The 21519-nt window shown below is 39.1% G+C and carries 20 protein-coding genes; 17 read left to right on the top strand and 3 right to left on the bottom strand.

Annotated features, from left to right (window positions below):
• From PCY16_RS08245 to PCY16_RS08230, 4 genes are read left to right on the top strand one after another with little or no spacing between them, the layout of a single operon-like run.
• A complete protein-coding gene (locus tag PCY16_RS08245; protein ID WP_183137184.1) occupies positions 1–999 on the top strand; it encodes an acyltransferase in 999 nt (332 codons plus the stop codon).
• 13 nt (positions 1000–1012) lie between these two features.
• On the top strand, positions 1013–2113 hold the full coding sequence (gene glf / locus PCY16_RS08240) for a UDP-galactopyranose mutase (protein WP_038675955.1): 1101 nt from the start codon (positions 1013–1015) through the stop codon (positions 2111–2113).
• On the top strand, positions 2110–3102 hold the full coding sequence (locus PCY16_RS08235) for a stealth family protein (RefSeq protein WP_183137185.1): 993 nt from the start codon (positions 2110–2112) through the stop codon (positions 3100–3102). The genes glf and PCY16_RS08235 overlap by 4 nt, the downstream gene beginning before the upstream one ends.
• Positions 3103–3112: 10 nt before the next feature.
• Positions 3113–4165 carry a sugar transferase gene (locus tag PCY16_RS08230; protein WP_183137186.1) on the top strand — a complete coding sequence of 351 codons (1053 nt, stop codon included), beginning with the start codon at positions 3113–3115 and terminating at the stop codon, positions 4163–4165.
• Positions 4166–4201: 36 nt separating this feature from the next.
• Here the strand turns inward: PCY16_RS08230 and PCY16_RS08225 are convergent, their stop codons facing one another.
• Positions 4202–5221 carry a phosphodiester glycosidase family protein gene (locus tag PCY16_RS08225; protein ID WP_171963582.1) on the bottom strand — a complete coding sequence of 340 codons (1020 nt, stop codon included), beginning with the start codon at positions 5219–5221 and terminating at the stop codon, positions 4202–4204.
• 144 nt (positions 5222–5365) lie between these two features.
• On the opposite strand from PCY16_RS08225, the gene PCY16_RS08220 reads away from it, so the two are divergent.
• The 10 genes from PCY16_RS08220 to PCY16_RS08175 all read left to right on the top strand — a co-directional run bounded on the left by PCY16_RS08220 (position 5366) and on the right by PCY16_RS08175 (position 14371).
• Positions 5366–6187: a Cof-type HAD-IIB family hydrolase gene (locus tag PCY16_RS08220; RefSeq protein WP_195414121.1), complete on the top strand. Its 822-nt coding sequence runs from the start codon at positions 5366–5368 to the stop codon at positions 6185–6187.
• A gap of 17 nt (positions 6188–6204) precedes the next feature.
• Positions 6205–6807, top strand: a complete 603-nt coding sequence (locus PCY16_RS08215) for a histidine phosphatase family protein (RefSeq protein WP_064524746.1) — start codon at positions 6205–6207, stop codon at positions 6805–6807.
• Positions 6804–7412, top strand: coding sequence for a histidine phosphatase family protein (locus tag PCY16_RS08210; RefSeq protein WP_195414120.1), 609 nt, complete (start codon positions 6804–6806; stop codon positions 7410–7412). Before PCY16_RS08215 ends, PCY16_RS08210 begins: the two co-directional genes overlap by 4 nt.
• Positions 7409–8005: a histidine phosphatase family protein gene (locus PCY16_RS08205; RefSeq protein ID WP_195414119.1), complete on the top strand. Its 597-nt coding sequence runs from the start codon at positions 7409–7411 to the stop codon at positions 8003–8005. Before PCY16_RS08210 ends, PCY16_RS08205 begins: the two co-directional genes overlap by 4 nt.
• A gap of 77 nt (positions 8006–8082) precedes the next feature.
• Entirely contained in the window at positions 8083–9219 is a 1137-nt protein-coding gene (locus PCY16_RS08200; protein WP_195414118.1) for an AI-2E family transporter, read from the top strand.
• A 123-nt stretch (positions 9220–9342) separates the two neighbouring features.
• On the top strand, positions 9343–10779 hold the full coding sequence (locus tag PCY16_RS08195) for a glycoside hydrolase family 1 protein (RefSeq protein ID WP_195414117.1): 1437 nt from the start codon (positions 9343–9345) through the stop codon (positions 10777–10779).
• 247 nt (positions 10780–11026) lie between these two features.
• Positions 11027–11305, top strand: coding sequence for a phasin family protein (locus tag PCY16_RS08190; protein WP_013990645.1), 279 nt, complete (start codon positions 11027–11029; stop codon positions 11303–11305).
• 17 nt (positions 11306–11322) lie between these two features.
• Complete coding sequence (locus tag PCY16_RS08185; RefSeq protein ID WP_183137188.1) at positions 11323–12906, top strand: AarF/UbiB family protein; 1584 nt, start codon at positions 11323–11325, stop codon at positions 12904–12906.
• Positions 12903–13523, top strand: coding sequence for an SGNH/GDSL hydrolase family protein (locus PCY16_RS08180; RefSeq protein ID WP_183137189.1), 621 nt, complete (start codon positions 12903–12905; stop codon positions 13521–13523). The genes PCY16_RS08185 and PCY16_RS08180 overlap by 4 nt, the downstream gene beginning before the upstream one ends.
• A complete protein-coding gene (locus tag PCY16_RS08175) occupies positions 13520–14371 on the top strand; it encodes a patatin family protein (RefSeq protein WP_183137190.1) in 852 nt (283 codons plus the stop codon). The genes PCY16_RS08180 and PCY16_RS08175 overlap by 4 nt, the downstream gene beginning before the upstream one ends.
• A gap of 26 nt (positions 14372–14397) precedes the next feature.
• Here the strand turns inward: PCY16_RS08175 and PCY16_RS08170 are convergent, their stop codons facing one another.
• Positions 14398–15744 carry a D-alanyl-D-alanine carboxypeptidase gene (locus PCY16_RS08170; RefSeq protein WP_183137191.1) on the bottom strand — a complete coding sequence of 449 codons (1347 nt, stop codon included), beginning with the start codon at positions 15742–15744 and terminating at the stop codon, positions 14398–14400.
• A 230-nt stretch (positions 15745–15974) separates the two neighbouring features.
• Complete coding sequence (locus tag PCY16_RS08165; RefSeq protein ID WP_183137192.1) at positions 15975–17171, bottom strand: cation diffusion facilitator family transporter; 1197 nt, start codon at positions 17169–17171, stop codon at positions 15975–15977.
• 213 nt (positions 17172–17384) lie between these two features.
• On the opposite strand from PCY16_RS08165, the gene PCY16_RS08160 reads away from it, so the two are divergent.
• The 3 genes from PCY16_RS08160 to PCY16_RS08150 all read left to right on the top strand — a co-directional run bounded on the left by PCY16_RS08160 (position 17385) and on the right by PCY16_RS08150 (position 21383).
• Positions 17385–18038 (top strand): uracil-DNA glycosylase, encoded by a 654-nt coding sequence (locus tag PCY16_RS08160; protein ID WP_183137193.1) that lies wholly within the window; start codon positions 17385–17387, stop codon positions 18036–18038.
• Between the two features lie 19 nt (positions 18039–18057).
• The gene (locus tag PCY16_RS08155) at positions 18058–19326 is read left to right on the top strand and encodes a dihydroorotase (RefSeq protein WP_183137194.1); all 1269 of its coding nucleotides are present in this window, start codon (positions 18058–18060) and stop codon (positions 19324–19326) included.
• A 77-nt stretch (positions 19327–19403) separates the two neighbouring features.
• Positions 19404–21383 (top strand): DUF2207 domain-containing protein, encoded by a 1980-nt coding sequence (locus tag PCY16_RS08150; protein ID WP_183137195.1) that lies wholly within the window; start codon positions 19404–19406, stop codon positions 21381–21383.
• The last annotated feature ends 136 nt before the right edge of the window (positions 21384–21519 follow it).

Genomic DNA, 21519 nt, shown 5'->3' with positions numbered 1-21519 from the left:
ATGAAGAAAACACGGAATATAAACTTAGACTTGATAAAAGTAATTGCTTGTATAGGAGTTGTTTTGCTTCATACTATGATGCCAGGGTTTAAGGAAACAGGGCGATGGAATTACTCATCTTATTTATATTATCTAGGTACTTATTCAATTCCCTTGTTTTTTATGGTAAATGGTTATTTATTATTGGGTAAGAGCAAGATAACATATCCCTATATACTACATAAAATAAAATGGGTTCTAATAACAGTGTCTTCATGGACCGTTATCATTTGGTTTCTTAAAAGAGACTTCACAATTAATCCAATTAAAAAAATTTTGGCTTCTTTGATACAAAAGGGTTATTTCTTCCAATTTTGGTTTTTCGGCTCACTAGTACTTATTTATTTATGCTTGCCGATATTGAAGAAGTATTTACATTCAAAAAGAAGTTATTTATACTTTCTATCTGTATTAACAATTATTGGTTTGATTTTTGAATTGATAAATTTTTTGCTTCAAATGCCAGTGCAAATTTATGTTATACAGACGTTTAGATTATGGACTTGGTTCTTTTACTACATTTTAGGTGGTTTTGTAGCACAATTCAATATAGATAATTTAAAATCAATCTTTAAGGGATGGATGAAAATAGTTAGCATACTTTTGTTATTGATTTCACCGATAGTATTATTTTTCATAGCAAAAACTACTTATCATAATCTTTTTGTTGAATATTTTTATGACAATCTTTTGGTAAAAGTAATTAGTTTAGGACTATTTCTTACCTTATTGACGCTAACCATTGATGCTTCTAAACATAGAATGATCTACTTGTTATCAGTCCAAACGATGGGGGTATTTATTATACATACCTATGTTATGCAAATATGGCAAAAGTTGATAGGGTTTAACATAGAAGGTGCACACTTATTTTTTCCTGTTTTCACATTAGTGATTAGTTTTCTAATAAGTATGATATTAATGAAAATCCCTTATATCAATCGAATAGTTAAATTATAAAAAGGAGTTTATAATGTACGATTATCTTATAGTTGGTGCTGGTTTGTCTGGAGCAATCTTCGCACATGAAGCTACAAAACGTGGCAAAAAAGTAAAAGTGATTGACAAGCGTGATCACATCGGTGGCAATATCTACTGTGAAGATGTTGAAGGTATCAACGTTCACAAGTATGGTGCCCACATTTTCCATACCTCAAATAAAAAAGTTTGGGATTATGTCAACCAATTTGCTGAGTTTAATAACTATATCAACTCACCAATTGCTAACTACAAGGGCAGTCTTTACAACCTTCCATTTAACATGAATACATTTTATGCTATGTGGGGCACTAAGACTCCTCAAGAAGTTAAGGACAAGATTGCTGAGCAAACGGCTGATATGAAAGATGTTGAGCCTAAAAACTTGGAAGAACAAGCTATCAAGTTGATTGGCCCAGATATCTACGAAAAGTTGATTAAGGGATACACTGAAAAACAATGGGGACGTTCTGCCACAGACCTTCCACCATTTATCATCAAACGTCTCCCAGTCCGTTTGACTTTTGATAACAACTACTTTAATGACCGTTACCAAGGAATTCCGATCGGTGGTTACAATGTCATCATTGAAAATATGCTTGGAGATGTAGAAGTAGAGCTTGGAGTTGACTTCTTTGCCAATCGTGAAGAGCTTGAAGCTTCAGCTGAAAAAGTTGTCTTTACAGGAATGATTGACCAGTACTTTGATTATAAACATGGTGAGTTGGAGTATCGCAGTCTTCGTTTTGAACACGAAGTCTTGGATGAAGAAAATCATCAAGGAAATGCCGTGGTCAACTACACAGAGCGTGAGATTCCTTATACTCGTATTATTGAGCATAAGCACTTCGAGTATGGTACACAACCTAAGACAGTTATCACACGTGAATACCCAGCTGATTGGAAACGTGGAGATGAACCATACTACCCAATCAATGATGAAAAGAACAACGCCATGTTTGCTAAGTACCAAGAAGAAGCCGAGAAAAATGACAAGGTTATCTTCTGTGGACGTTTGGCAGACTATAAATACTACGACATGCACGTGGTTATTGAGCGTGCTCTAGAAGTCGTTGAGAAAGAATTTACTAAATGACACAAGAAAAAATTGATATCGTTGTTCTCTGGGTGGATGGAAGTGACCCAGAGTTTATCCATGAAAAACAGGCTGTGACTGCTCAAGTCTCAGATTTAAACCAAGAAATTGATGGAGAGCAACGTTATCGTGATTATGGCATTTTTAATTACTGGTTTCGAATGATTGAAAAGCATGCTCCTTGGGTAAATCATGTTTACTTAGTCACCAATGGACAAAAACCTGAATGGTTGGACTTGGAGCATCCAAAACTTAAATTGGTAACTCATAAGGAATTTATCCCTAAAGAGTATTTACCTACTTACAATTCAGCAGCAATTGAGCTTAATCTTCATCGTATCGAAGGCTTGTCGGAAAACTATCTCTATTTCAATGATGATATGTACTTGATTAGAGACAGTCGGCCTTCCGATTTTTATAAAAATGGTCAACCTAAACTTTTAGCTGTATATGATGCTTTGGTTCCTTGGTCACCATTTACGAATACATATCACAATAATGTTGAATTGATCTATCGTCATTTTCCTAATAAGAAGGCTTTGAAATCTTCACCTTGGAAATTCTTTAATTACCGTTATGGGTCCTTGATTTTGAAAAACCTGTTACTCTTGCCATGGGGACCTACGGGATATGTAAACCAGCATTTACCTGTTCCGATGAAAAAGAGTACCTTAGCACATTTGTGGGAAATTGAGGGACCAACATTAGATAAAACGTCACGAAATAAAATTAGAGACTATGGAGTAGACGTCAATCAATACATCTGTCAGCATTGGCAAATTGAAAGTAATCAGTTTTATCCTATGTCAAAGAATTTTGGAGAGTCGATAGATCTGAATCAAGTTGATAGGTTAGAGAGTATCTTTAAAGATAAACATAAAAAACTGCTTTGTGTGAATGATGATGTTGACTTTAAAGAGGAGAATATCCTTCGTTTTAAGGAAATCTTGAAAGAACGCTATCCTGAAAAATCAGCTTTTGAAAAATGAGAAATAAGAGATGAAATACTATTTAAAAGAAGAATTTTTACACGATAACAATGTTAAAAATGCCGGTAATAAGGCACGGAATGATGTTGAAGAAATTGTAAAGAGAGAAGGTTATCAAGCCTTGGTTCTTTCAGTTGATAATTGGTACGAGATGAGTACACTTAAAGCACAGCTTCATAAATCTAAGGCTTTTGATCAGGCCTTAAATGAACTAAAGCAAGGTGATGAGTTACTTATCCAGTTCCCAATGCTTCATCATAGCTTTTTCACAACACATCATGTAAAGAAAGCACAGAAAAAAGGCGTAAAAGTTAATTTTATTATCCACGATTTAGAAGCTCTTCGTTATATCAATGTTGAGAATTTCCCATTGAAGCATAAGATTCGCATTCAAATTCAAGAATCAGGTCTTCTTGGTGCTGCTGATGGTATCATTGCCCACAATCCAATTATGAAATCTGTTTTAGTGGATAAAGGGGTTGCAGAAGATAAGATTGTCAGTCTTGGTATTTTTGACTATTTGATTCCAAATTTCCAAGAGAAGACAGGTTTCACGAAGAATCAGCCAATTATTGTAGCTGGTAACTTGGCACAAGAAAAAGCTGGTTATCTTTACTCTCTTCCTGCAGAACCTGCTTATAACCTTTATGGTGTCGGCTTCGACGAAAGCAGAGCTCTTGAGAATGAGAACTACTTTGGTTCCTTCCTACCTGATGAGCTTCCTGCAGCTCTTGAGGGTGGTTTTGGGCTTGTCTGGGATGGCGACAGTGCTGAGACATGTAGTGGTGTTTTCGGCGAGTACCTTCGCTATAACAACTCTCACAAGGCGTCACTTTACTTGGCCTCAGGATTCCCGCTTGTCGTTTGGAAACAGTCAGCCTTATCTCATTTTGTGCTTGAGAACGGCTGTGGAATTGCAGTAGAGTCACTTCATGAATTGAAGGCGACAATTGACAATCTTTCAGATACTGATTACCAAGATTTGGTTGAAAACACCAAGCGTATCGGTAAAGGTATTCGTGATGGTCACTACCTACTTACTGCATTGAACAATTTAAAATAAGATAAAAAATCCTCATTTTAGTGAGGATTTTTTGCATTATTTGGAGACTTCAAACTGGTATTGGGTTCCTGGAACTTTTCCATTTGAATAGATTGCTTCAATATAGTCGTCATAAGTGATTGACTTGGATTTACCTGCTTTTACGAGCTCTGGATCACGCCATATATTTGGATCAGCAGCATTAGTATCACGCTTGGTGAGGTAGAGGTACTCAATATAGGTTCTATTGTCGACAAAGGCACCAGCAACCTTTTCCTTACCATTATCAGATCGCGTGTACATACGAGTCGTTCCACCACCATCTAGTAGGAAGGCAAGACGAATATTCGAGTAGCCTATATTTTTTAAAAGCTTATAGATGTCTTCGTGATTCAAGCCCTTATTGAGGGAGTTGTGGCCATAGGTTTGGATAATACGGATAATACCATCATAGGTCTCTACGTAAATGGAACGAGCATTTGGTTGGTCAGGATCACCTTTTTCCCAGGTTTTATCTACTTTTTTATCTTTAATGAGAATACCAAAGGCACCTGTATCCCAACCGTTGCTTCCCATGTGGGTAAACATTTTAGCTGTGTCGATATTTGGATAGGTTCCGGCAGTGATATTATTTTGATCATCTCCATATAGAAGGCCTGTTTTACCCAATTCGATTTCCTTTTGAGCGAAAGGACGATCTAGCCCTTCGTAAGACCAAAAACCAGAGTTAATAAGAGCAAGAGCTTCTCGTCGCTTAGCTTCGTACTTAATACTTTGCTCTGTGAGTTCAGGATTATTGTCTTCGGTTCTTCCTTTTTGTAGGACATACTTTCCGTCCTTCTTGAAGGAGAGAATCTGCATGTCTACATTTTTAATATTGCCTTTTTCAAGTAAGACAGACTGATCTAAGAGCTCTTTATTCTTTATGGTAAAGTTCAATCCATCCTTATTTGATGGCATGGAAAGCTTCTTAATATCTCGATTGTTGAAATAGATGGTGAGGTAGAGCAGTCCACCAACTATGGCACCTATCATTAGAAGAGAAAATAGTATTCTTAAAATATTCTTCAATTTCATACTATAATTATAAACAATCTAGGCTTACAAAACAATCCTAAGACCATTAAATATCCAAGAATAGTATCAGTTTTTCCTAGTATGGTACTGGTAAGCGTTTTCCAAAAGGGTTATAATAGGATAAGTTAGTCAAGGAGGTGCTTTATGACCATTAAGGTGATTGCATCAGATATGGATGGAACATTTTTAGACGATAAAGGGAGCTATGATAAGGAGCGTTTTAGTCAGATTTTGGATGCCATGGCTGCGCGTGATATGCACTTTGTTGTTGCCTCAGGTAATAGTATGAGTCGCCTTAAACCTATGTTTGCGGAGACTTTTGACCGCCTGCATTTTGTAGCCGAAAATGGTGGTCAGGTGGTTAGCTATGGCAAGCTTCTGTGTCAGGAGTTTATGGCATCAAATGATGTTGAAAACTTGCTAAGCTATTTTAATTATGATTTGTTAGATAAACCGACTATATTTAATGGGTCTAAATCTGCTTATATGCTATCAGGAACGAAACTACATTTTGGTAAAGAGATGATAACAGAAGAAGAGCAAGCCGCTATGGAAGCATCCATTCACCGTTTGAATAGGTTGGAGGATTTAGAGGATGATTTCATAAAGATCACCATGTTGCTGAGTCCTGAAGAGGCTAATCAGGTTTCGCAAGCCTTTAATCGTGATTTTGATGGTAATTTTGTCGCTGTTCCAAGCGGTTTTGGTGCAATTGACTTCATTCAAAAAGGCATGCACAAGGCTTGGGGGCTTAAGCAGCTTCTTAACCATTGGGACTTGAATGAGGCATATGTTATGGCTTTTGGTGATGGTGACAATGATATTGAGCTCCTGCGTATGGCTAGTCATTCTTATGCGATGGAAAATGCCAGCCCTGCTCTTTTGCAAGTGGCAGACCAAGTAGCACCGCATCATAAGGATCAAGGTGTCTTGACTATCTTAGAAGATTATTTAGGTTTATATTAAAAAAGGGTGGTAAAGTAATGAAATTATATTTAATGCGACATGGTGAGACATTATTTAATACACAAAAGCGTGTTCAGGGATGGTGTGACTCTCCCCTAACTGAAAATGGAATCTGTCAGGCAGAACAAGCTAAGCAGTACTTTGCGAAGAAAGGTATTTCTTTTGATGCTGTCTATTCATCTACGCAAGAGAGAGCAACTGACACGGCAAAGATTGTGGCGCCTGAGTACACTGTAACCCAGCTCAAGGGAATTAAAGAAATGAATTTTGGGTCTTTTGAAGCTCAACCAGAGCATCTCCTACCCAAACATCGTCCAGGTTCACGATCCTTTGAAGATCTCTTGGTCCCATACGGTGGCGAAGATATTCGCAAGGTTGGACAGAGGGTTTTAAAGACTGTATTAGAGAAAGCAGAAGAACACACTAAAGATGGTGCTGAGAATCTCCTATTTGTCAGTCATGGGGCGGCTTTATGGGGATTAATCATTACCATGGACTTAGCCTTTCCTGAAGGAGTACGTTTTGGGAATTGTAATATTTGTGTTTATGATTATAACCAAGGACAATTGGAGCTTCTTCAGGTGATTGATCCGATTTCTGGTTTAGAGGTAACATTATGAAAGAATTTTATTTAATGAGGCATGGGCAAACACGATTTAATGTTCAGCATAGGCTTCAGGGGGTCTGCGATGCCCCTTTGACGGAAGTCGGGATTGAACAGGCTAAAAAGGCTGGTCAGTATCTAGCCAAGCAAGAGCCAATTTTTGATCATGTCTTTACGTCAACCTCTGAGAGAGCTAGCGATACTCTAGAAATTGTGACAGGACGAACAGATTATGAAAGACTTAAAGGCCTTAAAGGACAGGATTTTGGAGCTTTTGAGGGCCAACCAGAATATCTTACCCCTAAAACCTTACCTGATGGCCAAGGCTATGGTGATTTCTTTGTTCAATTTGGTGGCGAGAGTACGAGCCAGGTCCGGGATCGTATGGAGTTGACGATTAGGGCCATCATGGAGAGTGTGGCCGATGGTTCTAAGTCCTTGCTGGTTAGTCATGGTCCATCTATTTTGCAATTCTGTAGACGTGTTTTAGATCCTGTTCCAGATATTCGTGGTCTTAAAAATTGTTGTATTTTACACTTTACTTATGATCAAGGTCAATTTGAACTGGTCTCAGTTTATAATCCAGTAGAAGAAGAGTATATCTATGGAGGTGAAGAATGACACGATTCTATTTAATGCGACATGGACAAACACTTTTTAACACACTCAATCGAATTCAAGGTTGGTGTGATTCCCCTTTGACTGAAAAAGGTCAGGAACAAGCTCGTCAGGTGCGTGACTATTTTGAAAAACATGGTTTGACTTTTGATCAGTATTATTGCACGACTACTGAAAGAGCTTCTGATACGCTTGAATTGGCTACTGGGCGTACTGATTATAAACGTGTTAAGGGTCTTAAAGAGTTTCACTTCGGTATTTTTGAGGGGCAACCGGAGTATCTTCATCCTAAAACTCAAATTCTGGGTCATTTCGGTGACCATTATGCGCAGTTTGGCGGGGAAAGTCAAGCCCAGTTTGTAGATCGAGTGGTAAATTGTGCGAGAGAGATTGTAGATAAACATCCTGATCAGTCTATTTTGGCTGTCAGTCACGCAGGAGCCTTGATGACTTTTCTTCATGCTGTGGAGCCAGATCAGGCGTTTGAGTCGTGTCCAGGCAATTGTGCCATCTTAGTTTTTGATTATGAAGGATCGGACTTTCACTTTGTCAAGCTGATTGATCCTTTAACGGACCAAGAGTTGGTGGAATTTTAGTGGCTTTCATGATCAAAGATAGTAAGAAACCCTTTCTTAGTGTATAATGGAAGGGTATTTTAAATTATGGAGTGCCTATGAAATTTACAAAAAATCAGTTCATTTGGTTGGCTGTCCTCTTTTTCAGCTGTTTCTTGATTTATACTTACTGGGAAACAGTTGTTTCAATTTGTAACACCATTTACGTTGCCAGTCAGCCCTTCCTGGTTGGAGCAGGGATTGCCTTTGTGGTAAATATCCTGATGTCTTTTTATGAGAAGCTGCTGGTCAAGTTTATACCATTTGGTTTTATCGCTAAAATCAAGCGTCCTATTGCTCTGCTCTCGGCATTGGGAACCATTGGTTTGGTTTTTACTTGGGTCGTGTTCACTGTTCTTCCTGATTTGATTGACAGTATCAACACCTTGATTAGTCAAGACCGCTCAGCTATTAATAACTTGATTAATTGGTTGCTTAAGAACAAATCCTTGCAGAAGGTCATCCAAGACCTGGGTGGTGTGACACAGGTTAGAGAACTAATCAATAGCTATAGTGCTCAGTTGCTTCAACAAATCATGAATGGTTTGTCGAGCTTCTTGACTTCTTTAACGAGTCTGCCATCAACCTTGATTAATCTTTTTATCAGTATTGTCTTTTCTTGTTATGTCTTAGCTGGAAAAGAGAAACTTGGGAATCAGGTCAATCGTTTGGTAGACGTCTATTTAGGACGTTATGGTAAGACTTTCCACTATGTAGTTGCTATTCTCAATAATCGATTCCGTAATTTCTTCGTCTATCAGTCGCTTGAGGCTTGTATTTTGGGGACCTTGTGTTATATTGGGATGCGTATCTTTAACTTCCCTTACGCAGCGACTATCTCTATCCTGATTGGTTTTTCAGCAATGATTCCAGTTGTGGGGGCTTATATTGGTGTGACGATTGGTACCATCTTGATTATGACACATTCTGTGACCTTGGCGCTTTTGTTTGTTGCCTACGTGGTTATTTTGCAGCAGTTTGAAGGGAATCTCATCTATCCTTATGTGGTCGGTGGATCTACCGGACTTCCTGGTATTTGGGTTATCTTCGCAATCACCATAGGTTCTGCCTTGGGTGGTATCTTAGGTATGTTGGTTTCTGTGCCAGTAGCCGCAACCCTATATCAGATTGTTAAAGATAATGTTGTTAGGCGAGAAGAAGCCAAAGCAGCAAATGCTCTTGAAAGTAATGACTAATTCAAACAGACTTCGGTCTGTTTTTTTCGTGCTATAGTATCAGATTTCAATAATATAGTATAAGTGTAATCGTTTTCCAAGTGTTATACTATTAGTAACTTGAACAATGCAAGGAGATAAACGATGACATATACATTTCCAAAAGATTTTCTCTGGGGTGGTGCAACAGCTGCCAACCAGTTTGAGGGTGCTTACAACCTAGATGGCAAAGGGTTGTCCGTACAGGATGTAACGCCAAAAGGCGGTGTTCCCTTTGAACCCGGGGCCTTGAATCCTTTGATTACTGACCAACCAACACTAGATAATTTAAAACTAGAAGGTATAGATTTCTATCACCGTTATAAAGAAGACATAGCACTTTTTGCAGAGATGGGCTTTAAGGTCTTCCGCATGTCAATTGCATGGACTCGTATCTTTCCAAATGGTGATGATGCCGAGCCAAATGAAGCAGGTCTAGCCTTCTACGATAAGGTTTTTGATGAATTGGCCAAATATGGCATCGAACCGCTTGTAACCTTGTCCCATTATGAAACACCACTCAACTTGGCGCGTGAGTACAATGGATGGACTAATCGTAAATTAATTGGTTTTTATGAGAATTATGTTCGTACAGTCTTCACACGTTATAAAGATAAGGTCAAATATTGGTTGACCTTTAATGAAGTGAACTCTGTTTTACACGCACCGTTCATGTCAGGCGGGATTGCAACTCCGATGGAAGAGCTCTCTAAACAGGATCTTTACCAAGCAGTTCACCATGAGTTAGTCGCTTCGGCTTCAGCAACCAAGATTGGTCATGAAATCAACCCTGACTTTAAGATTGGTTGTATGGTTCTTGCCATGCCAGCTTATGGAATGACAGCTAATCCTTTGGATCAGTTGGCTGTTCACGAGTTTGAAAATCAAAACTATCTCTTCTCAGATATCCATGCGCGTGGGAAATATCCAAACTATATTAAACGCTATTTCAAAGAGAATGGTATTGAAATACAATTTGCTCCAGGTGATGAAGAAATCTTGAAGAATACCGTTGATTTTATTTCATTCTCATATTATATGTCTGTGGCAACAGCACACAATCCGCAAGACTATAAGGTTGGAAAAGGCAACATTTTAGGTGGTGTCGAAAATCCCTACCTTGAAAAATCTGAATGGGGTTGGGCTATTGATCCAATAGGTCTTCGACTAGTTTTGAATGACTTTTATGATCGATATCAGTTGCCATTGTTTATCGTCGAAAATGGTTTGGGTGCTAAGGATGTACTTGTTGAAGGTCCAGAAGGTCCAACAGTTGAAGATGATTATCGTATTGATTACCTTCAAAAACACTTGATTCAAGTTGGCGAAGCCCTTCAAGATGGTGTAGAACTTTGGGGCTATACGACATGGGGGCCAATTGATTTGGTATCAGCTTCAACGGCTGAACTCAGTAAACGTTATGGCTTCATCTACGTTGATCGCAATGATGATGGTAGTGGTAGCTTGGCTCGTTATAAGAAAAAATCATTTGCTTGGTATAAGTCTGTTATCGAAAGTAATGGTGCAGCTCTTTACAAATAGAAAACCGGCAAGAATCTCAGCAAAAGCTTGAAATTCTTGCTTAGTATTTCACTACAACCCTGATAGATAAGCATTTGTATACTTATGCGCGACATTTAAGTATTTAGATACTAAATACAATCATCTGCGTTAATTAACATATTTTCTGAAAAAGTGGTAAAATAAAAGTGTGAAAACGTTCTTATATTTTCCGAAGAAGTAGCGAGTCTATCTCTTTGCTTTTCCTACTTAGATGGAGGTAACGATAATGAATGATTTGAAAAAAGTTCTCTTAGCTGGAATCGGGTTGACTGCTATGACAGTTGATAAGGCCGATAGCTTTGTCAAAGAATTGGTTGAAAAGGGGCGTTTGACTGTTGAAGAAGGTAAGGAACTGGAACAAGAGCTCAAACGTCAAAGTAAGGAAGAAGCTCAAGAATTTTTAGCGAAACTTGATGCTAAGAAATCTTCAGTTGAGTATGCGACTAAGGATGATGTGAAACGTCTTGAAGAAAAACTTGACGCTTTGCTCAGTCAAAATAAATAAAATGTAAGGAGTCTAAAATGGCTAGTAAACGATTGAGACATGTGTTGAAGGTTTTCTCGTCAGTTGGTCTCCTTTCTTATCGCGAAAAGCATCTTCCTCAAGACCAACAGACAACACCTGTCAAGCTACGCCAAGCCTTTGAGCAATTAGGACCTAGTTTTGTTAAAATTGGTCAAATCCTATCCACGCGCTCTGACCTTTTGCCAGAAAACTATATCAAAGAATTATCAAAGCTTCAGAGCTCAGTTCCTCCCTTGAATAAAGAGGAAGTCATGACTGTCATTAGGCGAGAATTACCTAATGAGCTTTCTGACAGTTTCCTTGATTTTTCGGAAGAGCCCTTAGCTTCTGGTTCTGTCGCTCAGACCCATAGAGCTAGATTATTGTTTGGTCAGGAAGTGATTGTAAAAATCCAGAGACCTGGTATTGATGAGGTCGTTAAGGAAGATATTCAGCTTCTCATTAAGCTTGCACGGCATATACCAAAGCATTTTATCCCCATGGTCGATGTTCAGGAGGTTTTGGAAAATCTGCGTGAAACCTTAATTAAGGAGCTAGATTTCAGGAATGAAGCAGAGGCCATGAAGTGCTTTAAGGCCAATAACAGGGCTATTGCTTGTCTAGGTGTCCCCGAGGTCTATGATACCTTCACGACACCTCACCTCATAGTCGAAGAGTACATCAATGGGATTCCGCTTAATCATTATAGCCAACTGGCTGAAGCTGGTTATGATCTGGAAGATGTGGGCAAGAAGCTTATGCTGTCATTTATCAAGCAAGTCTTCAAAGATGGCTATTTTCATGGTGACCCCCATCCTGGAAATCTCTTGGTACGTGATGGCAAGATTTATTTCATTGATTTTGGAATTATGGGTGAGTTGGAAGTGGGGATGCGTGCGTCCTTAAATGACATCCTGTACAGTTTTACCGCACAAGATGTTGATGGTATGACTAAGGCCATCTTGTCCGTTACACAATTTGATAATGGTCTTAATCGTGCAGTCCTAAGTCAAGATGTAGAGCAAATGTTAGGTCGTTATTCTGGTATTGACTTGGGAAGTCTCTCTATAACAGATTTGCTGCAGGATTTGATGGCTATTTTCCAGAAAAATCATCTTAAAGCCTCCTCTCAAATTACCATTTTGGAGAAGGCTTCGCTTCAAATTGAGGGGATTTTCCGAGAGTTAGCGCCAAATATGGATCTTATGACCCTGGCCAAGGATTACTTCCTAGAAAATATGGGACCTGACATGCTTAAGCAGGCCCTGAATAAAGAGAGTATCTTGATTGAACTCTTTTATCTGATTCGCAATGGGAAGAACATTCCACGTCGTCTGCATCAGCTCTTGGAGCAAATTTTAAACGGACGAATTGTGGTGAACCATGATTTTATTAACTTTTCGGGTCGAATTAAAGTTTTTGAGAAAATATTAAATAATCTGGTTTTAGCCTTATTGACATTGGGATTTCTACTTTCCGGTGCCCTTTTGGCTAATAAATCAGGTTTTGAAAATCTTGCCTGGCTATTTCTTGGACTTGGAACTTTTCTAGCTTTAATCACAGTAGTGCGTATAATATTTAAGAAAAAGGATAAAGTATGATTGAAACAACTAGGCCTGAGCTTGTGGCCTATCAAGAAGAGCGTTTAGCCAAATTTGTGAATGAAAATCAAAAGTTAGACAAAGGCCAAATCGTTTTTGCAGGGGACTCCATCACGGAGTTTTTTGCATTGAAAAAATATTTGGGTCGAGAGTTTCCCCTTGTAAACCGTGGGATTGCAGGAACAGACTCGGTTTGGCTTTTAGAACACCTTAAAGAGCAGGTCTTAGATTTAGAACCAAGTAAATTGGTGCTCTTGATTGGCATTAATGACATCGGAAGAGGTTACCCTATTCGAGATATTGTCACTCGTATTTCCGATATTATCATGACAGTTCGTCAGGAATCCCTCTTTACTGAGATCTATTTGCTGAGTGTCTTTCCAGTTAGTGAAGAATCACAGTATGCTTCTAAGGTTAAGATTCGAAATAATACGACTGTACGTGAGCTAAATCAACAATTAGCTGTCCTCCCCGGTGTGACCTATGTCGATTTTTTTGATTATCTTACTGATGACATGGGACAGTTAAATGACAACTATACAACGGATGGTTTGCACTTGAGTCCACAAGGTTATCAAGTCCTTGCGGAACCAATCATAAAGGAGATCTTAGAATGAAAGTTGGCTTAGTCCTCGAAGGCGGGGGGATGCGTGGCTTATATACGGCTGGTATATTAGATGCCTTTTTAGAAGCTGGAATTAAGGTGGATGGCGTTGTTTCGGTATCGGCTGGAGCACTTTTTGGTGTTAATTACCTTTCTAACCAGCCCCAAAGAGCCCTTCGCTACAACAAGCGTTTTATGGGAGACCGTCGCTATATGAGTTTCTGGTCATGGCTGACAACAGGTAACTTCGTTAATAAGGAATTCTCCTATTATAAGGTTCCCATGGAGTTGGACGTTTTTGATCAGGAGGCCTTTGCTGATTCAGGTGTTCCCTTCTATGTGGTCACTACAGATATTGAGACCGGAAAACCAGACTATATCAAGATTGACCATGTCTTTGAGCAAATGGAAGCCCTTCGTGCAAGTTCCGCCCTACCTCTGGTTTCTGAAATTGTCGAGTACAAGGGTAAACGCTACATGGATGGTGGTCTGTCTGATAGTCTCCCTATTGATTTTATGGAAAATTTGGGATTTGATAAACTCATTGTAGTTCTGACACGTCCTAAAGGCTACCGTAAACAGCCATCTAAAACGAGTAAGCGAATCTACAAGCTCTTTTATCGTAAGTATCCTGAGTTTGTCCAAGTGGCTTCGAATCGCCACCTCCACTACAATAAGAGTATTGAAAAGATAGAGGCTTTGGAAAAAACTGGCAATCTTTATGCTATCCATCCAGAACACGCACTTGAAGTTAGTCGTTTGGAGAAGGATCCTGAAAAGTTTGAAGCCATTTATCAAGAAGGATTGGATCAAATGCGTAATGATATGTCTAATCTCAAAACATTTCTTGGAGACAACTAAAAACGTGCTCAGTTGAGCACGTTCTTTTAGTTATTCATTTGTCTTGCTTGACGACGTTCTTTAACTTTTTGACGACGTCCTTTTTCATTAAGGTAAATCAAGTAGAGGAGTCCAACTGGGACAAGACATAGCAACCAGAAATAAACTGGGAGTTGGCTCTTATCTGTTGTTTTAGTAGCCTTTTTATCTTTCTGGTTACTTCCAAAATCGAACCATCCCTTAACTTTAGTTGCCTTAACAGAAGTAGCTTTGATATTAGGTGACACTGTCTTCAGACCATTATCAATGACAATGTGATCATCTTTAACAGAGATTTTAGGCTCTTTACCTTTTTTAACGGTGGCATAGACGTCTTTTTCGACATTATATTTTTTACCGTCGATTTCTTGTTCACCCTTGCTAAGAACTTTCTTGTAAGAGAAGTCTTTGTACATCTTCTCAACGAGAGCATTACCAAAGGTATGACGAATCTCTTCACCTGTTTGGTCAGACCAATCACCAGAACCCATGATGACAGCAATCATACGTTGATCACCACGCTTGATGGTATCAATATAGTTGAAAGCACCTTCTGGGCTAGATCCTGTCTTCAACCCATCAACCCCATCAATTCCGTATTTGGCACCTGGAATAGAGTAGTTGTAGGTTTCAAAGGTTTCCTCGTAAGGTGTTCCCTTTTTAACTGTGACAACAGGTTTGCTAGTGTACTTGAGAATTTCTGGGTATTTCTTGATGAAGTTATAGGTCATGATAGCCAAATCACGCGCAGTAGTTTGGTTGGTTTGGTTGTTATCATAACGTTGAGGACTGTAGTAACCTTTGAAGGCAACAGCAACGGCACCAGAAGCGTTGAACCATTTGGTATTGGTCATCCCTAGCTCTTTAGATTTCTCATTCATCATGTCTAGCCATTTATCAGGATCATTATTGGTCAAGTAGTTGGCTAGCATCACGGTTGTAACGTTAGAGGAAGGCACCGCTGTCATAGTGATGAGTTCTGAAACGGTATAATCAACACCCGCAACAATCTTGTTGTTTGAAATTTCGTAAATATCGGCAATAGCTTGGTCGGTTGGAGTAGCTGTGATAACAGTATCTTCAGAAATCTCTCCTTTAGACATAGCTTCAAAGACCAAATAAAGTGTCATGGCCTTAGACATAGAAGCAGGGTCACGCACCTCATCAGCATTTTCTTCCCAGAGGACATCTCCGGTATTTCCATCGATTAAGAGGGTTGATTTTGGGCGATAGGCCTCAGTGGCTTCAGTATAACCAGCAGCGCGTGTGATATCCATCAATTCGTCTGCACTAGACAAACTCGGTGCTAGGGCTAGACAAGCTGCTAAAAGGATGGCAACAATTTTCTTTTTCACAATGTGTCTCCTTTAATATCTATGGGGTTCTGTAGCTGCCAGAACCTATTTTTATCTATTAATATCATTTGCCTGTCAAAACCCTAAATTCGGTAGTGACAAACATCTTCATTATAACATATAAAAGTTAGAGTTTTCCTAACATTTAGTATTTTAATGTAATTTTTAGAATCGATTGAATGTTACACAAAATCTATTTGAAAGCAGAAAAAAACGAGCTTGCTTGCTCGTTACTTTTCATCTTTTATCCTTGTGACTTGGTGGTAAATCATGAACCAGGTTTCATTTCGACGCCAGATACTAGTGTGGAAATTTCCTCCCAACTCATAACTAATTAATTTCGTTTTTTGACTAACAGATGTCATCTTGAAGCTGTCAAAATTATTGAGAAGTGGTTGGTGATTGGCAATGACTTCTTCACGATTGTGGTGGTGACCATTTTCATCGATTAAGTAGAAGTCTGGTGCTAGGAGATTTTCATAGTCAGGAATTTTTGACAGAATAATCTTTTCATTGCGAGAGAGTTTGTGAAGGACATTGCCATAAATTTCATCTTCGGGAATAGCAGCTGGTTCTACATGGACGTCAGTGTCATAGACAGAGAAACGCTTGCTGAGAACCTCTTCAATTTGTTCAGTAATGGCATGACTCTCGTAAACAGAGAGGTCAGGATTCATTTCAACCACAATATCAAGATAGACGTTGCTACCATAAGAACGGCCACGCTGCTTTTTAACCTTAGTGACTTTTGGAATCTCAAGAATCGCTTTCTCATAGGATTTGAGGTTTCTCTCATCGAAACCGTCTGACAAACTAAAGGTTGCTTCCATGAAGATATCATAGGCTGTCTTTAGAATGAAGGAGGTAATGATAATAGCTGTAATATAGTCAATAATCGTGAGGTTGAAGGATGCTGCAACAATGGCGATTGACGTTCCAATAGAAGTTACGGCATCGGAGAGATTATCCTTAGCAGCCGCAATCAAAGCGCTAGATTTCAGCTTTTTGGCAAGTCCTTTATTGTATAAGTAAACGCCACACATGACGATAGCAGAAAGAACTCCGACGGTTGCACCAAGGGGATCGACTACAGTTTCCTCTCTTAGAAAAATCTTTCGGACTGTTTGAATTAGGACTTGGAAGCCCACCACGAACATGATAAAGGAAGTGACTAGGCTTGATAAGTCTTCAATCTTCCAATGACCAAACCTATGATCTGCATCAGCAGGTTGACTAGCTAGGTGCAATCCAATGAGTAGGGCCACGTTCCCTAAAATATCTGACAAGTTATTGAAACCATCGGCAATCAAAGAGCTAGAATTTAAAAAGTGTCCAGCTAGAAGTTTTGCAATGGTAAGAAGAAGGTAGGCAGCGATGCTGACAATGGGACCTCGTCTGGCTGCTCTTAAATTTTCATACGTAGTCATAGGGTTACCTTTTCTGTTAAAATACAAGTTTAAATTATAGCATAAAACTATAACGAGTTAAAGGTTGTAAGCCCTTTAAACTTGTGGAGTAATGTATTTTTAAAACTTGATAGGAAATGCTTCGTAATCATGGTGCTTTTTCAGTATTTTCCGAATATTCCCTACAAATTATGGTATAATTTAGGGTGTAAAACAGTCTAAAAAGAGGTTTTTATGGAACATTCGACATGGCACGAGCTTCTGAAAGAGGAACTGCCTGACCATTATTTTTCAAAGATAAATCAGTTTATGGACCAGGTTTATAGCCAGGGGACGGTTTATCCGCCGCGTGACAAGGTTTTTAATGCCTTGTTGGAGACTCCGTTTGAAGAAGTGCGGGTGGTAATCCTTGGTCAGGACCCTTATCATGGGCCTCATCAAGCACAGGGACTTTCCTTCTCGGTACCTGATAGCCTTCCAGCTCCCCCGTCTTTGAAAAATATTCTCAAGGAATTAGAGGAAGATTTAGGTCCTAGATCCTTTCATGATTTAACGTCATGGGCCGAGCAGGGGGTGCTTTTGCTTAATGCCTGTCTAACAGTTCCAGCAGGTCAAGCAAATGGGCATGCTGGTCAGGTTTGGGAACCTTTTACAGATGCTGTGATTAAGGTTCTCAATCAAAAGGATACTCCTGTTGTCTTTATACTTTGGGGTGGCTATGCTCGTAAGAAGAAGGCACTAGTGACTAACTCTAAACATGCCATTATTGAGAGTGCCCATCCGAGTCCCTTGTCGGCCTATCGTGGTTTTTTTGGCAGCAAGCCATTTTCAAAAGCCAATGCCTACCTTGTATCTCAAGGCCAATCTCCAATTGATTGGTTGAAGTAAAATAGAAAGTTGGAAGATTATGTTACTGATTAAAAATGGTCGTGTTGTAGACCCTAAGTCTGGTTTGGATACGCAAGCTGATGTTCTTGTTGATGGTAAAAAAGTTGTTAAGATTGCTGAAAATATCGAAGATGGAGATGCTCAAGTCATCGATGCGACTGGTCTTGTGGTTGCTCCTGGCTTGGTGGATATCCATGTTCACTTCCGTGAGCCAGGTCAAACTCATAAGGAAGACATTCATACTGGAGCCTTGGCAGCAGCTGCTGGTGGTTTTACAACAGTTGTAATGATGGCTAACACTAATCCAACGATTTCAGATAAGGAAACCTTGGAGGAGGTCTTGACTTCGGCATCTAAGGAAAATATCCATGTTAAGTCTGTTGCGACTATTACTAAGAATTTTGATGGTGAAAACCTCACTGATTTCAAGGGTTTGCTTGAAGCCGGTGCTGTCGGATTCTCAGATGATGGTATTCCATTGACCAATGCTGGTATTGTCAAAAAAGCCATGGAGCTAGCTAAGGAGAATAATACCTTCATCAGCCTTCACGAGGAGGATCCTGATCTAAATGGTATTCTCGGTTTCAATGAAAATATTGCTAAAAAAGAATTTCATATTTGTGGGGCAACTGGCGTAGCTGAGTACAGTATGATTGCGCGTGATGCCATGATTGCTTATGATACACAAGCCCATGTTCATATTCAACACTTGTCAAAAGCTGAATCTGTAAAAGTCGTTGAGTTTGCTCAAAAACTTGGAGCACAAGTCACTGCTGAAGTAGCACCCCAACATTTCTCTAAGACTGAAGACCTTTTGCTTTCAAAAGGTGCTAATGCCAAGATGAACCCACCACTTCGTTTGGAATCAGACCGTCAAGCCGTTATTGAAGGTTTAAAATCAGGAGTAATCTCAGTCATTGCTACGGACCACGCGCCACACCACGCAGATGAAAAGAATGTGGCTGATGTGACTAAAGCACCATCAGGAATGACAGGACTTGAAACATCACTCTCTCTTGGCTTGACTTACTTGGTTGAGGCGGGTCATTTAAGCTTGACTGAACTTTTGAAAGTGATGACTAGCAACCCATCTGATCTTTATGGTTTCGATGCCGGTTATTTGGTTGAAAATGGACCAGCAGACCTTGTTATCTTTGCAGATAAGGAAAAACGTCAAGTGACAGCAGACTTTAAGTCTAAAGCAGCCAATTCACCATTTGTAGGCGAAGAGCTTACTGGAAGTGTTAAATACACTATCTGTGATGGTGAAATTGTCTATCAAGCCTAGTCATAAGAGAAGAGAGGTAAAACGCTTATGTTTCAATCTCGATATTTAAAGATTGACTGATATGTAAGGAGTGACTGATGAAAAAAGGACTGCTTTGGTTAGGACTAGTCTTAGCTATGATACTAACGATTGGAGCTTGTGACATCGCTAAAGCCAGTGATAGCGATAATGAGGTGTCGTATAGCATTCCAAGTTATAAGGGACACTTGGCTATTCACGAGGATGGCGGAGCGACCTTTACCCAAGAAGTGACTTATGATTTTTCAAGTTCTTATAATGGTCAGTACGTGACATTAGGCAGTGTAAAACCACTTCCAAAAGGTTTTAATATTGAAGAAAATCCAACTGTCACAGTCTCTGATAAAGCTGAAAAAATAACCACAGAAAATGGTGTGGAAACTGTCTTTACGAAAAGACAGATACGTGTGGAATCAGAAAAACTCAAAGACGGTATCAAACTAAAGGTCTATAATCCTGGGGCTTATGATAAAGTGGTTCTTAAGGTGACTTGGCAAATCAAGCACATGTTAGACCTCTATTCTGATGTGGCTGTCCTCAATTGGTTTCCGATTTCCGATTGGGATAAGTCAATTGGTCATGTTGATTTTACTGTTGATGGTTTAGATTCCAATAAGGGTGAGCTTTATGCTCATGCAGGATTCTTTCAAAAAAATCCTCAGGTTCAAAGGACGGATGAAGGCTATAATATTCAGTTTGATAATTTTCCTGCAAAGGGAAAACTCGAACTTCATGCTTATTGGCCTATGACAGCAAGTCTAAAATCTAAAAATTCCACTAATATCATCGATAGTTCAGCTAAAGATAAATTCCTAAAACAGGAAAATGATATTGTGAGAAATAGAAAGATTTATCACATCATTTTCTATGGTCTTTTTCCAGGACTTCTCCTCGTCTTGTTTGTTATAGCAATCGTTTTATATAGTTCAGTCTTGAGAAGCACGAGACCACCACGTTTCCCAAAGGATAGTAGACTTTATGACATTCCTCAAAATCTAGCTCCTCTTGTTCTTGCTCAGAACGTCTACAACCAACGATTTGACATTAGTGGTCTGAATAGTGTGACTTACCCAATATCCTTTAACCATATGGTTCAAGCGACGATACTGGATCTTATAGATAGAGGAAACTTATCCTTTAGTCAATCAACGGAAGAGCCAATTCTTGAATTTGTTAAAAGGGATGGTTTAGCTGATTTTGAATTAGCTTTTATTGAGATGCTTTTTGATGGTCAAACTCAAGTCAAAGAGAAAGATATGTTCTCACGATACTATATTAACGAAGATGAAATTGAAAGTCAGTATAAAAAAGCTAAAAATAGGACAGAAAGAGATAAGCTTCGTTCTATAGGTAGAAATATTAGAAGTCTGTTTTTAGAAGATGCTACAAGGGTTACCGAAGGTGTCGAAAGGCAAGAAAAGCAACTCGGACTACCAAGCCTATATAGGCAACTTACTTCTTCAGAAACTCATTTATCTTCAGTGGCGAACAACATATTTGTATTCCTCTACATACTTATTGCGATTGGTTTCTTCCTTCTCTCAATTGGTTTCTCCTCTAATTTATCCTTGTTATATTTACTCTTTTTCTTCCCAGTTATTACCATGCATCTTATTTATCGTTTTCAAATCAATGGGCGGGCAAACGGATGCCTTGTTCCAGAAAACTCAGATATTTATTATCAATGGCATAGTTTTAACAACATGATTAAGAGTATTGGGCAGTTTAATCAAGCGGAATTACAATCCATTGTTTTATGGAATCGTATTCTAGTTTATGCGACACTTTATGGAGAGGCCAAGAAAGTCAGTGATGTTCTGAAACGTTACAACATTCACCTTAGCAATCCATCTTTAGACGCTTTTACTTATTCACCTGTATCTTTTGCAATGCTATACAATTCAACTGCATTGCAAAACTATGTTTCTGCTTCAGATACCGTAAGTAACTTCTCTATTAACTCAAGTAGTGGTAGTGGAGGCTTTAGTGGCGGTGGCTTCTCTGGGGGCGGAGGAGGCGGTGGCGGCGGTGCCTTCTAAACCCCACCTATCCATCGTAGAATATTAGCAGAAAACGTCACTCAGGTTTGTAAACTGGGTGTCCTTGTTTAGCACGAGGATTATCTGGTTTACCTCCTCTCATTTCAAGATATTTTAGTAAGAAGATATATGAGGT

Origin of the sequence: Streptococcus sp. SS4, from assembly GCF_030440125.1 — a bacterium.
Lineage (GTDB): Bacteria > Bacillota > Bacilli > Lactobacillales > Streptococcaceae > Streptococcus.
The sequence above is the reverse complement of the archived record's forward strand: the minus strand, read 5'-3'. Positions and strand labels throughout refer to the sequence as shown.